Below are 19,988 nucleotides of genomic sequence, written 5' to 3'. Positions count from 1 at the left end.
GGAGGTGGGGCGCCCGCGCGGGGGCGGCGGGACGGGTGCGGAGGCCGTCGGCGGGGGTGCCGGCGGGGGCCCGGACGACGTTGGCCGGGCCGGAGACGGCCGGTGGACGGGGTGGGTCAGTCGATCTCGCGGAGCAGACCGGTGTGGACGTCGAAGACGAAGCCCCGGACGTCGTCGGTGTGCAGCAGGAAGGGCGAGGTGCGGACCCGCTGCATGGACTGCCGGACGTCGCCGTCGAGGTCGATGAAGGACTCCACCGCCCACTGCGGGCGCTGGCCGACCTCCAGCTCCAGCTCGCGCCGGAAGTCCTCGGTGAGGCCGAGCAGACCGCAGCCGGTGTGGTGGATCAGCGCGACCGAGCGGGTGCCGAGGGCACGCTGGCTGATGGTGAGCGAGCGGATGGTGTCGTCGGTGACGACACCGCCCGCGTTGCGGATGACGTGGGCGTCGCCCAGTTCGAGGCCGAGCGCGGCGAACAGGTCGAGTCGGGCGTCCATGCACGCCACCACGGCGATGCGCTGGACGGGGCGGGCGTCCATGCCGCCGTCGCGGAAGGTCACCGCGTACTCGCGGTTGGCCGCCACGAAGCGGTCGATGATCTTCGGTTCGGTGGTGTCGGCAGCGGCTGTCGGCGTGGGCCGGTCGGGGGTCACTGTCATGGTGAAGACGTTAGTGCGAATCCGGCTTCCGTGGTGGGGCGGAGGGCTACAGACCGGGCGGCTGTGACCGAGTGCATATCGACAACCGGGTGGAGCGGCGTGCCGGTGGCCGAGGTGTTCCGAGCGGGTTTGTCCGGCCTCGTCGGGGTCGGGGCGCGCGGCCGTGCCGCGCGACCCCCGGACGGTGCCCCCGGCAGCCCGCCGGACGGCCGCGACCTGCGGTGATCCGTACCGCCGCCCGGGTGGTGCGCCGGAGCGGACCGTTGACTGACGGGGTGTCCGCGATAGAGTTGCGGTGCAGTGGAGAAGCACACCCGCCGGCGCCCGTCAACCGGGCGGTTCCGGCCGGTGCGGCGGCCGACGCGGCCGGTGGCCTCCACCCGCTCCCGTGCCACCTGGCGCACCTTCCCCGGCGCCGGGCGGTCACGATCTTCCCCCTGAGCGGGCGGGGACCACGGGCCGCGTCCCGGCCGCCGGCGGCTGCCACCCGCCGCCCCACGCGGCGACTCCGGCGCACAGTGGGCCAAAATAGGTCGGAGCTCCCGGACGTCGGGCTGCTCCGCACCGAAGAAGGGCGCCACCGCGCATGAGCACCAACGATCCGGCCCCCAAGCACGTCCCCGTGATGCTGCAGCGGTGCATGGACGCGCTGGCCCCGGCGATCTCGCAGCCCGGCGCGGTGGTGGTGGACGCCACCCTCGGCCTGGGCGGGCACAGCGAAGCCCTGCTGACCCAGTTCCCGGAGGTCCGGCTGGTCGCGGTGGACCGTGACCCGGCGGCCCTGAAGCTCTCCGCGCAGCGGCTCGCCCCGTTCGGCGACCGGGCCACCCTGGTGCACGCCGTCTACGACGAGATCCCCGAGGTGCTGGAGCGCCTGGAGATCCCCCGGGTGCAGGGCGTCCTGTTCGACCTCGGGGTCTCCTCGATGCAGCTGGACGAGGCCGAGCGCGGCTTCGCCTACTCCCAGGACGCCCCGCTGGACATGCGGATGGACCAGACCCGGGGCCTCAGCGCGGCCGAGGTGCTCAACACCTACACCCACGGGCAGCTGGCCCGGATCCTCAAGGTGTACGGCGAGGAGCGGTTCGCCGGGAAGATCGCCTCGGTGATCCTGCGCGAGCGGGAGAAGGAACCGTTCACCAACAGCGCGCGTCTGGTCGATCTGGTGCGCAACGCCATTCCGGCCGCGACCCGCCGCACCGGCGGGAACCCGGCCAAGCGCACCTTCCAGGCGCTGCGGATCGAGGTCAACGGCGAGCTGGAGGTGCTGGACCGGGCGATCCCGGGTGCCCTGGACGCGCTGGCGCTGGGCGGGCGGATCGTGGTGATGTCCTACCAGTCGCTGGAGGACCGCCTGGTCAAGCAGTACCTGGCGGCGGGCGCGACCACCACCGCCCCGCCCGGGCTGCCGTTCGTCCCGGAGGAGCACCAGCCCTGGCTGAAGCTGATCACCCGCGGTGCCGAGCTGGCCACCGAGCAGGAGATCGAGGAGAACCGGCGCGCCGCGCCCGTGCGGCTGCGGGTGGCGGAGAGGATCAGGGACCGAAGCACCCGGGGCTGACCAGGTTCACGGGGCGGTCCGAAGGGCGGAGGGAACAGCGTGGGGCCGGTGGCCGGAGGCGGGGCGGGGAGCGCGGTGCTCCCCGGGCAGGGCGGCAGGGCGCGGATCACGGTGCGGCCCGGGCGGCGCCCGGTACGGGGGAGGACACCGTTCGCGGTCCTGGTCGTGGTGCTGCTCGCGGCCGGGCTGCTCGGCCTGCTGGCGTTGAACACCGCCCTCAACGAGGGCTCCTTCGAGCTGTCCAGACTGCAGCGGCAGACCACCGTGCTCACCGACGAGCAGCAGGGACTGCAGCACCAGATCGACCAGAACTCCGCACCGGACGCGCTCGCCCGCCGGGCCACCGAGCTGGGCATGGTGCCCGCCGGGGGGATGGCCTTCCTGGACGTCCCGAACGGCGGCAAGGTGCTCGGCACGCCCGGACCGGCCCAGGACAGCCCCCCGGTGAAACGGTCCACCGCCGAGCCGTGGCCCGGGAAGCAGCCGTCGCCGAGTGCCCAGCCGGGTGCGCCGGCCGCGCCGGCGCCCGGCGGTGACACCACCGTCCAGATCAACCCGGCCGCTCCGGCCGCCCCCGCCCCCGCCGGTTCGCCGGCCGCGCCCCAGCCGGCGCCGACCGCGACCGGAGGTGCGGGCCGATGAGCACGCCCCGACAGCCCACCGGCGGGACCGGCGGCGCCGGTGGCCGCCGATTCGTCGCCAAGGGCGCCGCTCCGCGGCAGACCCCGCGCGGCCAGGCCGGCCGGGCCGAGCCCGGCAAGGCGCAGCCCGCGAAGGCGCAGCCGGCCAAGGCCCAGCCGGCCAAGCCGCAGCCCGCCCGGGCGAAGCAGCCCCCGAAGGCCCAGTCCCCGAAGGCGCAGTCCCCGAAGGCGGCAGCACCCCGGAAGGCCCAGTCCGTCAAGGCCCAGTCGGCCATGCCGCGGCCCCCGCGGGCGCAGTCGGCCGGGACCGGCGACCCCAAGGCCGCCCGCCGGCCGCTCCGCACGCCGGGCCAGCGCCGCCCGGAGGGCCGGCTGCCCGGCCGCCCGCGCCCGAAGTCCCGCCCGCCGCAGCGCCCCCAGTCCAGGGCGATCCGGCTGGCCGACCCGCGCCGCCGGCTGCGGGTGGTCACCGTCGCGTTGTTCCTGGTGTTCTCGGTCTTCGCCGGCCGCCTCGTCCAGCTCCAGCTGCTGGACTCCGACGCACTGGCCGCCGACGCCAACACCAACCGCTACCTGAGCATCCCGATCACCGCCGAGCGCGGCTCGATAACGTCCGCCGACGGCGTCGCCCTCGCCACCACCGTCGACGCCTACGACATCACCGCGGACCCGGCCATGTTCACCCCGGAGGCCGCGGGCGTCCCGGACGCCCCCGAGCAGGCGGCCGCGCTGCTCGCGCCGATCCTCGGCCTGTCCAAGGAGAAGCTCGCCGCCGACCTGCACACCCCCAAGACCCGCTACAAGCGGCTCGCCGCCCAGCAGAGCCCGGACGTCAAGAACCAGATCAGCGACCTCAAGTCGGGTCTGGAGAAGCAGGCGAACTCCAAGGCCTGCCTGGCCCAGAAGCGCCTGCTGACCAAGTCGGCCGAGGAGGGCGGCCGGAGCAGGGTGGACAACGAGTGCGCCAACCCGCTGGCCGGCGTCTTCAACCGGGACACCCAGAAGCGCGTCTACCCCTCGGACGGGCTGGCCTCCAACCTGGTCGGCTTCGTCAACGCCGAGGGCGAGGGCGCCGGCGGCCTGGAGCAGCAGTACCAGAAGCAGCTCGCCGGCAAGGACGGCCACAGCAGCTACGCCCAGGCGGGCGGCCGGCTGGTGCCCACCGCCGGGGGTTCGCTGGACCAGGCCGTGCCCGGCACCGACCTGCGGCTGACCGTCAACCGGGACATCCAGTGGGCCGCCCAGCGCGCCATCACCGACCAGGTCGCCAACGCCGGGGCGGAGAAGGGCTACGTCGTCGTCCAGGACGTGAAGACCGGTCAGGTCCTGGCGATGGCCACCTCGCCCGGCTTCAACCCCAACGACCTGAGCACGGCCAAGTCCTCCCAGCTCGGCAACCCGGCCCTGCAGGACTCCTACGAGCCGGGCAGCACGGCGAAGCTGATGACGATGGCCGCGGTGCTGGACAGCGGCAAGGCCACCTGGGACACCAAGGTGACGGTGCCCGGGCGGCTCCAGCGGGCCGACGTCAACTTCCAGGACGACGTCGACCACGGCACCTGGTACCTGACCCTGGCCGGGGTGCTGGCCAAGTCCTCCAACATCGGCACCATCGAGGCCTTCGAGACGCTCGGCGCCGACCAGCCGGAGGCCAACCGGGTGCTCGACGGCTACCTGCGCAAGTTCGGGGTGGCGCAGCCCACCGGGCTGGGCTTCCCGGGGGAGGCCGCCGGAAAGCTGAAGAAGCCGGAGGACCTCGTGGCCTCGGAGAAGTACAACATCACCTTCGGGCAGGGCCCGATGACCCTCAGCGCCCTCCAGGCCACCTCGGTCTACTCCACGATCGCCAACGGGGGCGTGCGCGTGGCGCCGAGCGTGGTCCAGGGCACCACCTCGCCGGACGGCAGGTACACCCCGGCCGCGCCGGGGGCCCAGACCCGGGTGGTCAGCGAGCAGACCGCGAAGACGCTCACCGAGATGCTGGAGTCGGTCGTCACTGACGAGCAGGGCACCGGCGGCAAGGCCGCCGTCCCCGGCTACCGGGTGGCCGGCAAGACCGGCACCGCCAACCGGGTGGACCCGAAGACCGGCGGATACCGCGGGTACACCGCCTCGTTCATCGGCTTCGCGCCGGCCGACGCGCCCCGGGTCACCGTCTCCTGCGTGATCCAGGACCCGGTCAACGGCCACTTCGGCGGCCAGCTCTGCGGTCCGGTGTTCAAGCAGGTGATGGAGTTCACCCTGAAGACCCTGCAGGTGCCGCCGAGCGGCAGCGAGGCACCCAACCTGCCCGTCGAGTGGAAGCCGTGATCGACCATGAGCAACGAGCGGGCCGGGCGGGACGACGGCACGGCGAGGGCCCGGTTTGGCCCTGGACGCCCTTCGACGGATAGCCTGCCCGCCGTGCCGAAACCCGATCAAATCACCGTGAGCCCGCCCCGCCCCACCGGGGTGAAGGCCCTGCCGCTCGCCGAGCTGGCCCGTCTGCTCGGCCTCGCGCCGGTCGAGGGGGGCCCGGTCACCGGCGTCACCCACGACTCCCGCGCGGTGCGCCCCGGCGACGTCTACGTGGCCTTCCCGGGCGCCAACCACCACGGCGCGGCCTTCGCGGCCCAGGCCGCGGCCGCCGGCGCGGTGGCGCTGCTCACCGACCCGGCCGGTGCCGAACAGGCGGCCGGCAGCGGTCTGCCGTCGCTGGTGGTCGACCGGCCGCGGGCCCGGATGGGCGAGCTGGCCGCCGCGGTCTACGGCCGCCCCGCCGACCGGCTGCTGATGATCGGGCTGACCGGCACCAACGGCAAGACCACCACCTCCTACCTGGTCGAGGGCGGTCTGCGCGGCGCCGGGCACAGCCCCGGCGTGATCGGCACCGTCGAGATGCGGGTCGGCGACGAGCGGATCAAGAGCGAGCGCACCACCCCCGAGGCCACCGACCTGCACGCGATCCTCGGCGTGATGGGGGAGCGCGGCGCGGACGCGGTGACCATGGAGGTCTCCAGCCACGCGCTGGTCTTCGGCCGGACCGACGGCGTCGCCTACGACGTCGCGCTGTTCAACAACCTCACGCCGGAGCACCTCGACTTCCACCCGGACATGGAGGACTACTTCCAGGCGAAGGCCCGGCTCTTCCAGCCCGGCAAGTCCCGGCTCGGCGTGGCCAACCTGGACGACGCCTACGGGCGCCGGCTGGTCGCCGAGGCGAAGATCCCGGTCACCTCGTTCTCCGCGACCGGTGCGGCCGAGGCCGACTGGCGCGCGGTGGACGTCCAGCTCGGCCCGATCGGCTCGACCTTCCGGGTGCTCGGCCCGGACGGCGCCGAGGCCGACGCGTCCGTCCCGCTGCCGGGCCCGTTCAACGTCGCCAACGCGCTGGCCGCGATCACCGTGCTGGTGACCGCCGGGCTGCCGCTGGAGCAGGTCGTCGCCGGGATCGCCGAGGTGCCCGGCGTGCCGGGCCGGCTGGAGCGGGTGGACGCCGGGCAGCCGTTCGTCGCGGTGGTCGACTACGCCCACAAGCCGGACGCCCTGCGCGCCGTCCTCGCCTCACTGCGCGAGGTCACCAAGGGCCGGCTGCACGTCGTGGTGGGCTGCGGCGGCGACCGCGACCCGCACAAGCGCGCCCCGATGGGCGCCATCGCCGCCGAGCTCGCCGACACCGCCCTGCTGACCAGCGACAACCCGCGCAGCGAGGACCCGTTGGCGATCCTCGCCACCATGCTCACGGGCGCCGCCTCGGTGCCCGAGGCCGAGCGCGGCGCCGTCCTGGTCGTGCCCGACCGGGCCGAGGCGGTCCACCTCGCGGTGGCCCGCGCCCAGGCCGGTGACACCGTGCTGGTGGCCGGCAAGGGCCATGAGCTCGGCCAGTACGTAAGAGACGAGATCCGCCCCTTCGACGACCGGGAGGTACTGCGGGACTCGATCGCGCGGACCACGGCCGCCCGGGGCACCGGAGGAGTAGAGCAGCCGTGATCGCACTGACCCTCGCCGAGGTGGCCGCAGCCGTCGGAGGCACCCTGGACGGCGCCGACCCCGACACCCCGGTCACCGGCCCGGTCGAGGTCGACTCCCGCAAGGTGCGCCCCGGCTGCCTGTTCGCGGCCTTCGCCGGTGAACACGTGGACGGCCACGACTATGCCGAGAAGGCGGTCGCCGCCGGCGCCGTCGCGGTGCTGGCCGCCCGCCCGGTCGGGGTGCCCGCCGTCCTGGTCGACAGCGTGGTGGACGCACTCGGCAAGCTGGCCCGGGCGGTGGTGGCCCGCGCCGAATCCACCACCGTGGTCGCGCTGACCGGCTCGGCCGGCAAGACCAGCACCAAGGACCTGATCGCCCAGCTGCTCCAGCGGCTCGGCGACACCGTCTACCCGCCCGGCTCGCTCAACAACGAGATCGGGCACCCGATGACGGCGCTGCGGGTCGAGGCCGGCACCCGGCACCTGGTGATGGAGATGGGCGCCCGGCACAAGGGCGACATCGAGTACCTCACCTCGATCACCCCGCCCCGGATCGGCCTGGTGCTGAACGTCGGCACCGCCCACGTCGGCGAGTTCGGCTCCCAGCAGGCGATCGCCGAGGCGAAGGGCGAGCTGGTCGAGGCGCTGCCGGCGGACGGTGCGGCGATCCTCAACGCCGACGACCCGCTGGTGCGCGCGATGGCCTCCCGCACCAGGGCCCGGGTGGTGTACTTCGGGGAGTCCCGCGAGGCGCACGTCCGGGCACAGGATGTTCGCCTGGACTCCACCGGACGGCCATCGTTCACACTGACCACCCCGGCCGGTTCCGCACCCGTGCAGCTGCGCCTGTACGGTGAGCACCACGTCTCGAACGCCCTCGCCGCCGCAGCGGTGGCGGTGGAGCTCGGGATGTCCGTCGATGACACCGCCGAAGCGCTGAGCGAGGCGGGTGCGCTGTCCCGCTGGCGCATGGAGGTCGTCGACCGGGCCGATGGTCTCACCGTCGTGAACGACGCCTACAACGCGAACCCCGACTCGATGCGGGCCGCGCTGCGGGCGCTGGTCTCGATCGGAGGGCGCGGCCCGGAGCGCCGCCGCACCTGGGCGGTGCTCGGCGAGATGCGGGAGCTCGGCGAGGACAGCCTGGCCGAGCACGACGCCATCGGGCGGCTCGCGGTACGGCTGGACGTCACCAAGCTGGTGGCGGTCGGCGGACGCGAGGCGGCCTGCATGGAACTGGGCGCTAGGAACGAAGGTTCGTGGGGTGAGGAGTCGGTGCTGGTGTCCGACGCGGACGCGGCGGTCGAACTGCTGCGCAGTCAGCTTCGGCCGGGGGATGTGGTCCTGGTGAAGGCTTCCCGTTCGGTGGGGCTCGAGAAGGTGGCCGAGGCACTGCTCGCGGACGGTGCGGCCGAGTAATGAAGCAGATCCTCTTCTCCGGCATGATCGGCCTCGTCCTCTCGCTGCTCGGGACCCCGGCCCTGATCAAGCTGCTCGCCAAGCGCGGCTACGGCCAGTACATCCGCGACGACGGCCCCAAGGCGCACCACAGCAAGAAGGGCACGCCCACCATGGGCGGCATCGCCTTCATCCTGGCGACGCTGATCGCCTACTTCGCGACCAAGGCGATAACGGGCGACTCGCCGACCGCCTCCGGTCTGCTGGTGCTGTTCCTGACGGTCGGTCTGGGCCTGGTCGGCTTCCTGGACGACTACATCAAGGTCGTCAAGCGCCGTTCGCTCGGCCTGCGGGCCAAGGCCAAGCTCTTCGGCCAGTCGTTCGTGGGCCTCGCCTTCGCGATCCTCGCGCTGCAGTTCAGCGACGACCGCGGGCTCTCCCCGGCCTCCCAGCACCTCTCCTTCGTCCGGGACTTCGGCTGGTCGATCGGCCCGGTGCTGTTCGTCATCTTCGCGTACTTCATGATCGCCGCGATGTCGAACGGCGTGAACCTGACGGACGGTCTCGACGGCCTGGCCACCGGCGCCTCGGTGATGGTCTTCGGCGCCTACACCTTCATCGGCGTCTGGGAGTACGGCCAGAGCTGCGCCTACGCGATCTCGGCCACCTCCAGCTGCTACGACGTCCGCGACCCGCTGGACCTCGCGGTGGTCGCCGCCGCCCTGATGGGCTCCTGCTTCGGCTTCCTCTGGTGGAACACCTCGCCCGCCAAGATCTTCATGGGTGACACCGGCTCGCTCGCCCTCGGCGGCGCCCTGGCCGGTCTGGCGATCTGCTCGCGCACCGAGCTGCTGCTCGCGCTGCTCGGCGGCCTCTACGTGATCATCACCCTCTCGGTGATCATCCAGGTCGGCTCCTTCCGGATGACCGGCAAGCGGGTCTTCAAGATGGCCCCGCTGCAGCACCACTTCGAACTCAAGGGCTGGACCGAAGTCCTGATCGTGGTCCGGTTCTGGATCATCCAGGGCCTCTGCGTGGCCGTCGGTCTCGGCCTCTTCTACGCGGGATGGGTGACGGGATGACCGGACCGGTGTGGACCGGACTGCCGGTCGCCGTCGCCGGCCTGGGCGTCTCCGGCATCAGCGCCGCGCGGGTGCTGCACGGCCTCGGCGCGCTGGTCACGGTCGTGGACGGCGGCTCCGGCCCGGGCCTGGAGGCCCGGGCCGCCGAGCTGCGGGCACTGGGCGTCACCGTCCGCCTCGGCGACGGCGACAGCCTGCCCGAGGGCACCCGGCTGGTCGTCACCTCGCCGGGCTGGCCGCCCAGCAGCCCGCTGTTCGCCGCCGCCGAGGCGGCCGGCGTCGAGGTCTGGGGCGACGTCGAACTGGCCTGGCGCCTGCGCGCGCCGCTGGCGTCCACCGGCGAGCCGGCCCCCTGGCTGGCCGTCACCGGCACCAACGGCAAGACCACCACCGTCCAGATGCTCGCCTCGATCCTCACCGCCGCCGGCCGGCGCACCGCCGCCGTCGGCAACGTCGGGGTCTCGGTGCTGGACGCGGTGCTCGCCGAGGAGCCGTACGACGTGCTCGCCGTCGAGCTCTCCAGCTACCAGCTGCACTGGGCGCCCTCGCTGCGCCCGTACGCGGCGGCCGTGCTCAACCTGGCACCCGACCACCTCGACTGGCACGGCTCGATGGAGGCGTACGCCGCCGACAAGGGCCGGATCTACGAGGGCAACGTCGTCGCCTGCGTGTACAACCTGGCCGACCCGGCCACCGAGGCGCTGGTCCGCGAGGCCGACGTCGAGGAGGGCTGCCGGGCGATCGGATTCGGCCTCGGCTCGCCCGGCCTGTCGAACCTCGGTGTCGTCGACGGCCTGCTGGTGGACCGCGCCTTCGTGCCGGACCGGGACAAGAACGCCGCCGAGCTGGGCTCGGTCGCCGACGTCCACCCGCCGGCCCCGCACAACATCGCCAACGCGCTCGCCGCCGCCGCCCTCGCCCGGGCGTACGGGGTGGACGCCGCGGCCGTCCGGGAGGGGCTGCGGGCCTTCCGCCCGGACGCCCACCGGATCGCCGAGGTCGGCGTGGTCGCCGGGGTCACGTACATCGACGACTCCAAGGCCACCAACACCCATGCCGCCGCGGCCTCGCTGGCCGCGTACCGGCCGGTGGTCTGGATCGCCGGCGGGCTGGCCAAGGGCGCCGCGTTCGACGACCTGGTCCAGGGCGCCGCCGAGCGGCTGCGCGCCGTGGTGCTGATCGGCGAGGACCGCGGGGTGATCCGGGACGCGCTGGCGCGACACGCGCCGGATGTCCCGGTGATCGAGGCGGCCGAGGGCCAGACTGGCGCGGTGGCGATGACCGAGGTGGTCCGTACGGCCGCGTCACTCGCCCGATCGGGTGACACGGTGCTGCTGGCCCCGGCCTGCGCCTCGATGGACATGTTCACCAACTACGGCGAGCGCGGCGACCTCTTCGCCGCGGCGGTCCGGGAGCTAGCGAACAGCTGACGGTCGGCCGGCCGACCCGTTCGCCCGGACGTCCGACTCGGCTCATCCGCCCGTGCACGGCGGCCCGTCCCGTTCGAACGGACGTCCGGCTCGGGCCGCCGACCGGTGCACGGGCGAGCGAGCCGAAGGGGCGCGCCGAGCCTCGATAAGGAATGAGGGGCAGCGTGGTGGCGGGGCAGGGCAGGGAGGGCGGTTCCGGTACGCCGGGAAAGGGCTCCGGCGATCCGTGGCGGGTGCTCTCGGCGACCACGACCGCCTACAAGTCGGCCGGCCCGTTGGCCCGTCTGCAGGCCTTCCGGGCCCGTCTGCGGTACACCCTGGACCGGCCGCTCACGCCCTATCTGCTGATCATCGGCGCGACGCTGCTGCTCGTGGTGCTCGGCCTGATGATGGTCTTCTCGGCCTCGCAGATCCTCGCGCTGGGCCAGCACCGGTCCACCCAGTTCTACTTCTTCAAGCAGCTGGTCGCGGTGCTGCTCGGCTTCTCGCTGCTGGTCGGCTTCGCGCTGGTCCCGGTGGCGGTGCTCCGGGTGATCGTCTACCCCGTGATGTTCGGCGTGATCGGTGCGCTCGCGCTGGTCGCGATCCCCGGGGTCGGGGTGGAGGTCAACGGCAACCGGAACTGGCTGGATCTGGGCTTCTTCCAGTTCCAGCCGTCCGAGTTCGCCAAGCTCGCGCTGGTGCTCTGGGGGGCCGACCTGCTCGCCCGCAAGCAGCGGACCGGCACCCTCGACCAGTGGAAGCACCTGCTGGTCCCGCTGGTGCCGGGCGCGCTGCTGCTGCTCGCGATGATCATGCTCGGCGGCGACATGGGCACCTCGATGATCCTGGTCGCCATGCTGTTCGGCCTGCTCTGGATGGTCGGCGCCCCGATGCGGCTGTTCGTCGCCACCCTCGGCGTCGCCGTCGTGGTCTGCACCGCCCTGGTGGTCACCGTCCCGCACCGGGCCGAACGGCTCTCCTGCATCGGGGTGACCAAGCTCGACCCGGCCGGCGCGTGCTTCCAGGCGCTGCACGGGGTGTACTCGTTCGGACTGGGCGGTCTGTTCGGTTCCGGCCTCGGCGCCGGCGTCGAGAAATGGGGCCAGCTCCCGGAGGCGCACACCGACTTCATCTTCGCCACGACGGGCGAGGAACTCGGTCTGGTGGGGACGCTGTCGGTGATCGGTCTCTTCGCGGCACTAGGCTACGCGGGTATCCGTGTGGCCATCGGTACGAAGGACCCCTTCGTCAGGTACGCCGCGGGGGCCGCCACCACGTGGATCATGGCGCAGGCCGTGATCAACCTGGGGTCGGCACTGGGACTGCTGCCCATCGCGGGCGTCCCGCTCCCGCTGTTCTCCTACGGCGGTTCCGCCATGCTGTCGGCCATGTCCGTGATCGGTGTGCTGCTGTGCCTCGCGCGCAGCACCTCGGGCGCGAAGGCGGCCCTGGCCGCCCGGAGCAAGAACTCCCGGATCAGGAGACGACTGGCCCGGGTGCTGCCACGACGACGAACCACAGCGCGCCCGGCCCCGGTGCCGGCACGCAGGGAGCGGTGAATTTCGGTGCATGTCGTACTCGCCGGCGGGGGGACCGCCGGTCACATCGAGCCGGCCCTCGCCCTCGCGGACGCCCTCCGCAGGCACGACCCGTCCATCGGGATCACCGCCCTGGGCACCGAGCGCGGCCTGGAGACTCGGCTGGTGCCCGAGCGGGGCTACCACCTGGAGCTGATCCCGGCCGTTCCGCTGCCCCGCAAGCCCACCCCCGAGCTGATCACCGTCCCGGGCCGGCTGCGCGGCACCGTCCGGGCCGCCCAGGAGATCATCGAGCGGGTCAAGGCGGATGTCGTGGTCGGCTTCGGCGGCTACGTCGCGATGCCGGCCTACCTGGCCGCCAAGCGGGCCGGGGTGCCGATCGTGGTCCACGAGGCCAACGCCCGGCCCGGCCTGGCCAACAAGATCGGTGCCCGGTACAGCGACTTCGTCGCCGTCTCCACGCCGGACAGCAAGCTGCGCGACTCCCGGTACATCGGCATCCCGCTGCGCCGGACCATCGCCACCCTGGACCGCAACGCGGCCCGGCCGGAGGCCCGGCACTACTTCGGCCTCGACCAGCGGCTGCCCACGCTGCTGGTCTCCGGCGGCTCGCAGGGCGCCCGCCGGCTCAACGAGACCGTCACCGCCATCGCGCCCCGGCTCCAGCAGTACGGCGTGCAGATCCTGCACGCGGTCGGACCGAAGAACGAGCTGCCGCAGGTGGACGACATCCCCGGGATGCCGCCCTACCGCGCCGTGCCGTACGTGGACCGGATGGACCTCGCGTACGCCGCCGCCGACCTGATGCTCTGCCGGGCCGGCGCCATGACGGTGGCCGAGCTGGCGGCGGTGGGTCTGCCGGCCGCCTTCGTCCCGCTGCCGATCGGCAACGGCGAGCAGCGGCTGAACGCCCAGCCGATGGTCAAGGCCGGCGGCGGGCTGCTGGTCGACGACGCGGAACTGACCCCGGAGTGGGTCCTGCAGAACGTCCTGCCGGTGCTCACCGACCCGCAGCGGCTCTGGGACATGAGCCGGGCCGCCGCCGAGTTCGGCCGCCGGGACGCCGACGACCTGCTGGTCGGCATGGTCTACGAAGCGATCGAGGCCGCCAGGGGTGGCCGCCGCCGTGGCTGACGGTCGGTCCGCCGATCAACCCCCGGCCTCCGGCCGGGGGCACCCGCGGGAGGAGGTGGAGTTCGGGGACGAGGAGTACTCGCCCCGGCTCCGGCTCTCCCGGCGGGGCATCGCGGTGCTGGCCGCGCTCGGCGCCTCGGTGCTGGGCGGGCTGGCCTGGCTGGTCTTCCTCTCCTCGGCCCTGGACGTGCGCAGCGTCGCGGTGCAGGGGGCGCAGGACGACCGGCTGACGGTCGACCAGGTCCGCGCGGCGATCGGCACGGTCGGCGCCGGCCCGCTGGCCCGGGTCGACCTGGACGCCGCCACCCGGCGGGTGGAGGCGATCCCGCGGGTGGCCCGGGCCGAGGTCTGGCGGGGCTGGCCGCACACCCTGCGGGTGAAGATCACCCAGCGCACCGCGGTGGCCGCCGTCAAGGGGGACGACGGCAGATTCACCCAGGTGGACGCAGGTGGCGTGAGCTTCGCCACCGAGGACGCCGCCCCGGCCGGAGTGCCGGTGGTCGAACTGCGGCTCAGTCAGCAGGCGAACGACGCGGGCGGGGTGATTTCCCGTCCGCAGTTGGTCCAGGGGGCGGTGGCGGTCGCCGCCGGGCTGCCCGCCGAGGTCCGGCAGCGGGCCGGGGCGGTGCTGGTGCACTCCTACGACGACATCCAGCTGCAGCTCAGCGGGGGTGCCACGGTCCGCTGGGGGAGTCCGGACCAGATCGATCGAAAAGCCCGGGTGCTGGTGGCACTGATGAGTCAGAAGGGTACGAACTTCGACGTCAGTGCGCCGGACGCGCCGGCGGTGTCGGGATGATCCGGTAGGTTCTCTCCCTGGGGGAGGGGTTGACGCCTTTCGGTGACGGCCCGACCCTTGGTGGTCACCCCGGTTTCATAAGCTGGTTGATGATCACATAGGCTCAAAAGAAAAAGGGAAGCTCGGCGTGTTCGTTGAAACACGTGCCCGGGGCCACCTAGTGTCCTGTGTCACCAGACTGTGCTTCCTGGTGATGTGACGGAGGCACAGCACTAACCCTAAACGTCAAGTTTAGGGTTGGGGTCGGCGGTCGGCATTTCGGACATTCAGTCAGAAACCAGGCTCCCTACCCATCGACATCCGTCGGTACGGCACCCCACAGGGGGCCGGCCGACCCGGAAATTCGAGGCGAGAGGCCTTCGACGTGGCAGCACCGCAGAACTACCTCGCAGTCATCAAGGTTGTCGGCATCGGCGGCGGTGGTGTCAACGCCATCAACCGGATGATCGAGGTCGGTCTCAAGGGCGTCGAGTTCATCGCGATCAACACCGATGCGCAGGCCCTCCTGATGAGCGACGCCGACGTCAAGCTCGATGTGGGCCGTGAACTCACCCGGGGCCTCGGCGCCGGCGCCAACCCCGAGGTCGGCCGCAAGGCCGCCGAGGACCACCGCGAGGAGATCGAGGAGGTCCTCAAGGGGGCCGACATGGTCTTCGTGACCGCGGGCGAGGGCGGTGGTACCGGCACGGGCGGCGCGCCGGTCGTCGCCAACATCGCCCGCTCGCTCGGCGCGCTGACCATCGGCGTGGTCACCCGCCCCTTCACCTTCGAGGGCCGTCGCCGCGCGAACCAGGCCGAGGACGGCATCGCCGGCCTGCGCGAAGAGGTCGACACCCTCATCGTGATCCCCAACGACCGCCTGCTGTCCATCTCGGACCGCCAGGTCAGCGTGCTGGACGCGTTCCGCTCCGCCGACCAGGTGCTGCTCTCCGGCGTCCAGGGCATCACCGACCTGATCACCACCCCCGGTCTGATCAACCTCGACTTCGCGGACGTCAAGTCCGTCATGTCGGAGGCCGGTTCGGCGCTCATGGGCATCGGTTCGGCCCGGGGCGAGGACCGCGCCAAGGCGGCCGCCGTGATGGCGATCTCCTCGCCGCTGCTGGAAGCCTCGATCGACGGCGCCCGCGGCGTGCTGCTCTCCATCTCCGGCGGCTCCGACCTCGGCCTGTTCGAGATCAACGAGTCCGCCCAGCTGGTCAGCGAGGCCGCGCACCCCGAGGCCAACATCATCTTCGGTGCGGTGATCGACGACGCGCTCGGCGACGAGGTGCGGGTCACCGTGATCGCGGCCGGCTTCGACGGCGGCCAGCCCCCGGCGATCGTCCGCGACCCGGTGGTCAAGGCCACCCCGGCCACGCCGCCGCCGGCCGCCCCCGAGCGCCCGGCGACCCGGCCCTCCTACGGGAGCATCGGGTCGGTGACGGCCCGCTCCGAGGGCGACGCCCCGGCGCGTTCGACGGAGAGCCCGGCCACCACGACCGCCGCTCCGGTGCCGCCGCAGGTGCAGCCGGCCCGCCAGCCGTACGTGGAGAGCCCCGCCGAGGAGCTCGACGTGCCGGACTTCCTGAAGTAAGCAGTGGTCGATCACGCAGTACGCAACGGTGCTCACTTCGCCTTCACCGACCGGTGGGGCGGGGTGAGCACTTCGCCGTACGGGGAGCTGAACCTCGGCGGCGCGGTGGGGGACGACCCGGCCGCCGTCCGGCGCAACCGGGCGATCGCGGCCGGCGCGCTGGGCCTCGACCCGGCGGACGTGGTCTGGATGAACCAGGTCCACGGCGCGGAGGTGGCCGTGGTGACGCGGCGCCAGTCCGCGGGGGAGGCGCCGACCGTCGACGCGGTGGTCACCGACCGGCCGCTGGCGCTGGCGGTGCTGACCGCGGACTGCACGCCCGTCCTGCTGGCCGATCCGGTGGCGGGCGTGGTGGGCGCGGCCCACGCGGGCCGGCCCGGGCTCGCGGCCGGGGTGGTGCCGGCGGCGGTCCGGGCGATGGTGGAGCTGGGCGCCGAGCCGGGGCGGATCACCGCCGCGACCGGGCCCGCGGTCTGCGGCCGCTGCTACGAGGTGCCGGCGGAACTGCGTGCGGAGGTGGCCCGGCTGGTGCCGGCCGCGCACGCCGAGACCTCCTGGGGCACCCCGGCCCTGGACGTGCCGGAGGGAGTGGCGGCGCAGCTGACCGCTGCGGGCGTCACCGAGTTGGTGCGATCATCGGTCTGCACCCTCGAATCCGCCGATCACTACTCCTATCGCCGCGAGCGGCGCACGGGCCGGCTCGCGAGCTACGTCTGGTTGGGCTCTGATCACTCATGACGAACGACATCTACGGACCGTTCCCGGGCGGTGCGGATTTCCTCGCCGCCCTGACGCCGGGCCAGCGGGCCCGGTACGAGGAACTCGGGACCAACCTCGACGTGGTCGAACGCCGGATCGCCGACGCCTGCGCGGCCGCGGGGCGGGCGCGTGACGAGGTGCGGCTGATCGTCGTCACCAAGACCTACCCGGCGCAGGACAGCGCACTGCTGGCCGCACTGGGCGTCACCGACGTCGCGGAGAACCGCGACCAGGACGCGGCGCCCAAGGCGGAGCAGTGCAGAAACCTTCCGCTGGACTGGCACTTCGTCGGCCAGCTGCAGACCAACAAGGTCCGCTCGGTGGTCCGGTACGCGAACCACGTGCACTCGGTGGACCGGCCGCGGCTGGTGGAGTCGCTCTCCGCGGCGGTGCTCAAGGCCGAGCGGCCCGAGCTGGGCTGCCTGGTGCAGGTCGCGCTGGAGAAGGAGCACGGCGAGGGCGAGGGCCGGGCCGGGGCGACCCCGTCGGAGGTCGAGGCGCTGGCCGACGCGATCGCCGACGCGCCCGGGCTGCGACTGGACGGTGTGATGACCGTCGCTCCGCTCTCCGGTCCGCTCGCCGGCGATCCGGCCCGGGCCTTCGAGCGGTTGACGGAAATCGCAACCGCCGTACGGGCGGCCCATCCTGCTGCCACCATGGTTTCCGCAGGAATGAGCGGTGACCTGGAGCAGGCCGTTGCCGCCGGGGCGACACATGTGCGCGTCGGAACGGCGGTACTCGGAGTGCGGTCACCCCTCGGGTAACGTCACCGGGTAGTAGATCAGACTGCAGGACAAAATAGGACAGAAGCTAGCAGCTTTCCAGAGCGCTGGCGAACCGTGGATCGTAGCTCCGCGGCCCCCACCCACGAGTTCTGACCGGCCGTCGGCCCGTCGGCTCGTCGTGGGCGGACCGCGGAATCCGCAGCCGGGGCCGGACGGCCCGGCCGTCGGTACGGAGCCGGTCCACCACGGAGCGGGCAGGGCGAGCGACCATCGAGAGGCGCGCGTTCGCGAAGCGACCACCGCGCGGACAGCGAGGTGGGCATGAGCGGAGGAGACAGGAGCATGGCCGGCGCAATGCGCAAGATGGCGGTCTACCTCGGCCTCGTGGAGGACGAGACGTACGACGGCCAGGGGTACGACCCCGACGACGACTACGACGCGGACCCCGAGCCGATCCGAACGGGGCGGACGGAGGACATCCCCCGGCCCGCCGCGGCACCCGCCCCGGTCTCCTCGATCACGCCGCAGCCGGTCCCGGCCGCGGTCCCGATCCGCCAGGAGACCCCGAGGATGGCCCCAGTGTCGTCCATCACACCCGAACGCCGCCACAACCTGGAGAAGAGCGCCCCGGTGATCATGCCCAAGGTAGTGAACGAACGAGAGCCCTACCGCATCACCACGCTGCACCCCCGGACCTACAACGAGGCCCGTACGATCGGGGAACAGTTCCGTGGCGGGACCCCGGTGATCATGAATCTCACCGAGATGGACGACACCGATGCCAAGCGGCTCGTAGACTTCGCCGCTGGACTCGTCTTCGGTCTGCACGGCAGTATCGAGCGCGTGACACAGAAGGTGTTCCTGCTGTCGCCTGCTAACGTCGATGTCACGGCGGAGGACAAGGCTCGGATCGCCGAGGGTGGGTTCTTCAACCAGAGCTGACCCGGCCACGACTTTACGTGTGGATCTGATCGACAGTGAGTTAGTGACAGGCGGCACGGCCGAAGGGCCGAGAACCGGGGAGAGGGAAGCGCGATGGGGATCGTGTGGGCGGTGCTCTATTACGCGCTGACCGTCTTCCTGGTGTTCCTGCTTGTGCGGCTGGTGATGGACTGGGTCTTCCAGTTCGCACGTTCGTGGCGGCCCGGCAAGGCCATGGTCCTGGTCCTGGAGGCCACGTACACTGTCACGGATCCGCCGCTCAAGCTTCTTCGGCGGTTCATTCCGCCGTTGCGTCTCGGGGGCGTGGCGCTCGACCTGTCCTTCTTCGTACTGATGATCATTGTGTATGTCCTGATCTCGCTTGTGCGGCCCTAGTCGTAGGTGAGCGATGCGACAGGATGCCGGTGTGCCGACGATCACGTTGAGGTGAAGAGATGCCATTGACCCCCGAGGACGTTCGGAACAAGCAGTTCACGACCGTCCGCCTGCGCGAAGGCTATGACGAGGACGAGGTCGATGCCTTCCTCGACGAGGTCGAGGCGGAGCTGACCCGCCTCCTCCGCGAGAACGAGGACCTGCGCGCCAAGCTGGCCGCCGCGACCCGTGCCGCCGCGCAGAACCAGGCCAACATGCGCAAGGAGCCGCCGCAGGACTCGCGTCCCGGCGCCCCGGTGCCGGCCGCCATATCCGGCCCGCCGGTGCCCGGACAGCAGCAGGGCCCCGGCCCGCAGCAGATGGGCGGCCCCGGCGGTCCGCAGCAGATGGGCGGCCCGCAGCAGCAGCAGCAGCAGATGGGCAACCAGCCCCTCGGCCTGCCGTCCGGTGCCCCGCAGCTCCCGTCCGGCCAGGGCGGCCCGATGGGCGGCCAGCAGCAGCAGATGAACCAGACCATGGGCGGCCAGCAGCAGCTGGTGCAGCCGATGGGCGGTCAGATGCTCCAGCCCATGGGCGGTCCGGGTGGCCCGCAGCAGATGGGCAACCCGATGGGCCAGGGCATGGGCCAGCAGCAGATGCAGCAGATGGGCGGCCCGATGGGCCAGCCGCAGCAGATGGGCGGCCCGATGGGCGCTCCGATGCAGCAGCAGCAGGGCCCCGGCGGCGACAGCGCGGCCCGCGTGCTGGCGCTCGCCCAGCAGACCGCGGACCAGGCGATCTCGGAGGCCCGTTCCGAGGCCAACAAGATCGTCGGCGAGGCGCGCAGCCGGGCCGAGGGTCTGGAGCGCGACGCCCGTGCCAAGGCCGATGCCCTGGAGCGGGACGCGCAGGAGAAGCACCGCGTCGCGATGGGCTCCCTGGAGTCCGCGCGGGCCACGCTGGAGCGCAAGGTCGAGGACCTGCGGGCGTTCGAGCGTGAGTACCGCACGCGTCTGAAGTCCTACCTGGAGACCCAGCTGCGCCAGCTGGAGTCGCAGGCGGACGACTCGCTCGCTCCGCCGCGCATCCCGGCCACCGCCTCGCTGCCGCCGGCCGCGTCGTCGATGGCTCCGGCCGGTGCGTCCGCGATGAGCGGGGGTGCTCCGAGCTTCGGTGGCAACCAGCCGTCCTTCGGCGGGAACCAGCCCTCGTTCGGCGGCCAGAGCTCCTTCGGCGGCAACAACGGTGCGCCGAGCTTCGGCGGGCAGTCCTCCGGTGGCAACTCCGGTGCCCCGCAGATGCAGCCGGCCGGGATGACGCAGCCGATGGCCGCCGTCCGCCCGCAGCCGCCGCAGCCGATGCAGCAGGCGCCGGCGCCGATGCGCGGTTTCCTGATCGACGAGGACGGCGACAACTGAGGTTGTAGCCAGGCATTTCGAGGGCGCCCCTGCCGTGACT

At 72.5% G+C, this 19,988-nt stretch carries 17 protein-coding genes; 16 read left to right on the top strand and 1 reads right to left on the bottom strand.

Features of this window, described 5'->3' with window-relative positions; translation table 11 throughout:
* Window positions 1-116: 116 nt before the first annotated feature.
* On the bottom strand, window positions 117-659 hold the full coding sequence (locus OG618_RS11575) for a beta-class carbonic anhydrase (protein ID WP_329487263.1): 543 nt from the start codon (window positions 657-659) through the stop codon (window positions 117-119).
* A gap of 586 nt (window positions 660-1,245) precedes the next feature.
* Between OG618_RS11575 and rsmH the strand changes: the two genes are divergently transcribed.
* From rsmH to OG618_RS11495, 16 genes are all read left to right on the top strand, one after another.
* Window positions 1,246-2,220, top strand: a complete 975-nt coding sequence (gene rsmH, locus OG618_RS11570; RefSeq protein WP_329487262.1) for a 16S rRNA (cytosine(1402)-N(4))-methyltransferase RsmH — start codon at window positions 1,246-1,248, stop codon at window positions 2,218-2,220.
* Between the two features lie 48 nt (window positions 2,221-2,268).
* Window positions 2,269-2,862, top strand: a complete 594-nt coding sequence (locus OG618_RS11565) for a cell division protein FtsL (protein WP_329487261.1) — start codon at window positions 2,269-2,271, stop codon at window positions 2,860-2,862.
* The gene (locus OG618_RS11560; RefSeq protein WP_329487260.1) at window positions 2,859-5,171 is read left to right on the top strand and encodes a peptidoglycan D,D-transpeptidase FtsI family protein; all 2,313 of its coding nucleotides are present in this window, start codon (window positions 2,859-2,861) and stop codon (window positions 5,169-5,171) included. The genes OG618_RS11565 and OG618_RS11560 overlap by 4 nt, the downstream gene beginning before the upstream one ends.
* Window positions 5,172-5,177: 6 nt before the next feature.
* The gene (locus tag OG618_RS11555) at window positions 5,178-6,830 is read left to right on the top strand and encodes a UDP-N-acetylmuramoyl-L-alanyl-D-glutamate--2,6-diaminopimelate ligase (RefSeq protein ID WP_442906783.1); all 1,653 of its coding nucleotides are present in this window, start codon (window positions 5,178-5,180) and stop codon (window positions 6,828-6,830) included.
* On the top strand, window positions 6,827-8,230 hold the full coding sequence (locus OG618_RS11550) for a UDP-N-acetylmuramoyl-tripeptide--D-alanyl-D-alanine ligase (protein WP_329487258.1): 1,404 nt from the start codon (window positions 6,827-6,829) through the stop codon (window positions 8,228-8,230). The genes OG618_RS11555 and OG618_RS11550 overlap by 4 nt, the downstream gene beginning before the upstream one ends.
* Window positions 8,230-9,291 carry a phospho-N-acetylmuramoyl-pentapeptide-transferase gene (gene mraY, locus OG618_RS11545; RefSeq protein ID WP_329487257.1) on the top strand — a complete coding sequence of 354 codons (1,062 nt, stop codon included), beginning with the start codon at window positions 8,230-8,232 and terminating at the stop codon, window positions 9,289-9,291. Before OG618_RS11550 ends, mraY begins: the two co-directional genes overlap by 1 nt.
* On the top strand, window positions 9,288-10,721 hold the full coding sequence (gene murD / locus OG618_RS11540) for a UDP-N-acetylmuramoyl-L-alanine--D-glutamate ligase (protein WP_329487256.1): 1,434 nt from the start codon (window positions 9,288-9,290) through the stop codon (window positions 10,719-10,721). The genes mraY and murD overlap by 4 nt, the downstream gene beginning before the upstream one ends.
* Window positions 10,722-10,954: 233 nt before the next feature.
* The gene (gene ftsW / locus OG618_RS11535; protein ID WP_396487115.1) at window positions 10,955-12,262 is read left to right on the top strand and encodes a putative lipid II flippase FtsW; all 1,308 of its coding nucleotides are present in this window, start codon (window positions 10,955-10,957) and stop codon (window positions 12,260-12,262) included.
* A 6-nt stretch (window positions 12,263-12,268) separates the two neighbouring features.
* Window positions 12,269-13,375, top strand: a complete 1,107-nt coding sequence (murG, locus tag OG618_RS11530) for an undecaprenyldiphospho-muramoylpentapeptide beta-N-acetylglucosaminyltransferase (RefSeq protein WP_329487255.1) — start codon at window positions 12,269-12,271, stop codon at window positions 13,373-13,375.
* Window positions 13,368-14,174: a cell division protein FtsQ/DivIB gene (locus tag OG618_RS11525; RefSeq protein ID WP_329487254.1), complete on the top strand. Its 807-nt coding sequence runs from the start codon at window positions 13,368-13,370 to the stop codon at window positions 14,172-14,174. Before murG ends, OG618_RS11525 begins: the two co-directional genes overlap by 8 nt.
* 364 nt (window positions 14,175-14,538) lie before the next feature.
* Window positions 14,539-15,750: a cell division protein FtsZ gene (ftsZ, locus tag OG618_RS11520; RefSeq protein WP_329487253.1), complete on the top strand. Its 1,212-nt coding sequence runs from the start codon at window positions 14,539-14,541 to the stop codon at window positions 15,748-15,750.
* A gap of 3 nt (window positions 15,751-15,753) precedes the next feature.
* Entirely contained in the window at window positions 15,754-16,488 is a 735-nt protein-coding gene (gene pgeF, locus OG618_RS11515; RefSeq protein WP_329487252.1) for a peptidoglycan editing factor PgeF, read from the top strand.
* Complete coding sequence (locus tag OG618_RS11510; RefSeq protein ID WP_329487251.1) at window positions 16,485-17,273, top strand: YggS family pyridoxal phosphate-dependent enzyme; 789 nt, start codon at window positions 16,485-16,487, stop codon at window positions 17,271-17,273. Before pgeF ends, OG618_RS11510 begins: the two co-directional genes overlap by 4 nt.
* A gap of 303 nt (window positions 17,274-17,576) precedes the next feature.
* Window positions 17,577-18,176, top strand: a complete 600-nt coding sequence (locus tag OG618_RS11505; RefSeq protein WP_329487250.1) for a cell division protein SepF — start codon at window positions 17,577-17,579, stop codon at window positions 18,174-18,176.
* 93 nt (window positions 18,177-18,269) lie between these two features.
* Window positions 18,270-18,551 carry a YggT family protein gene (locus OG618_RS11500; RefSeq protein ID WP_148645520.1) on the top strand — a complete coding sequence of 94 codons (282 nt, stop codon included), beginning with the start codon at window positions 18,270-18,272 and terminating at the stop codon, window positions 18,549-18,551.
* A gap of 59 nt (window positions 18,552-18,610) precedes the next feature.
* On the top strand, window positions 18,611-19,948 hold the full coding sequence (locus OG618_RS11495) for a DivIVA domain-containing protein (RefSeq protein WP_329487249.1): 1,338 nt from the start codon (window positions 18,611-18,613) through the stop codon (window positions 19,946-19,948).
* Window positions 19,949-19,988 lie beyond the last annotated feature (40 nt).

Origin of the sequence: Kitasatospora sp. NBC_01246 (assembly GCF_036226505.1) — a bacterium.
Lineage (GTDB): Bacteria > Actinomycetota > Actinomycetes > Streptomycetales > Streptomycetaceae > Kitasatospora.
The sequence above is the reverse complement of the archived record's forward strand: the minus strand, read 5'-3'. Positions and strand labels throughout refer to the sequence as shown.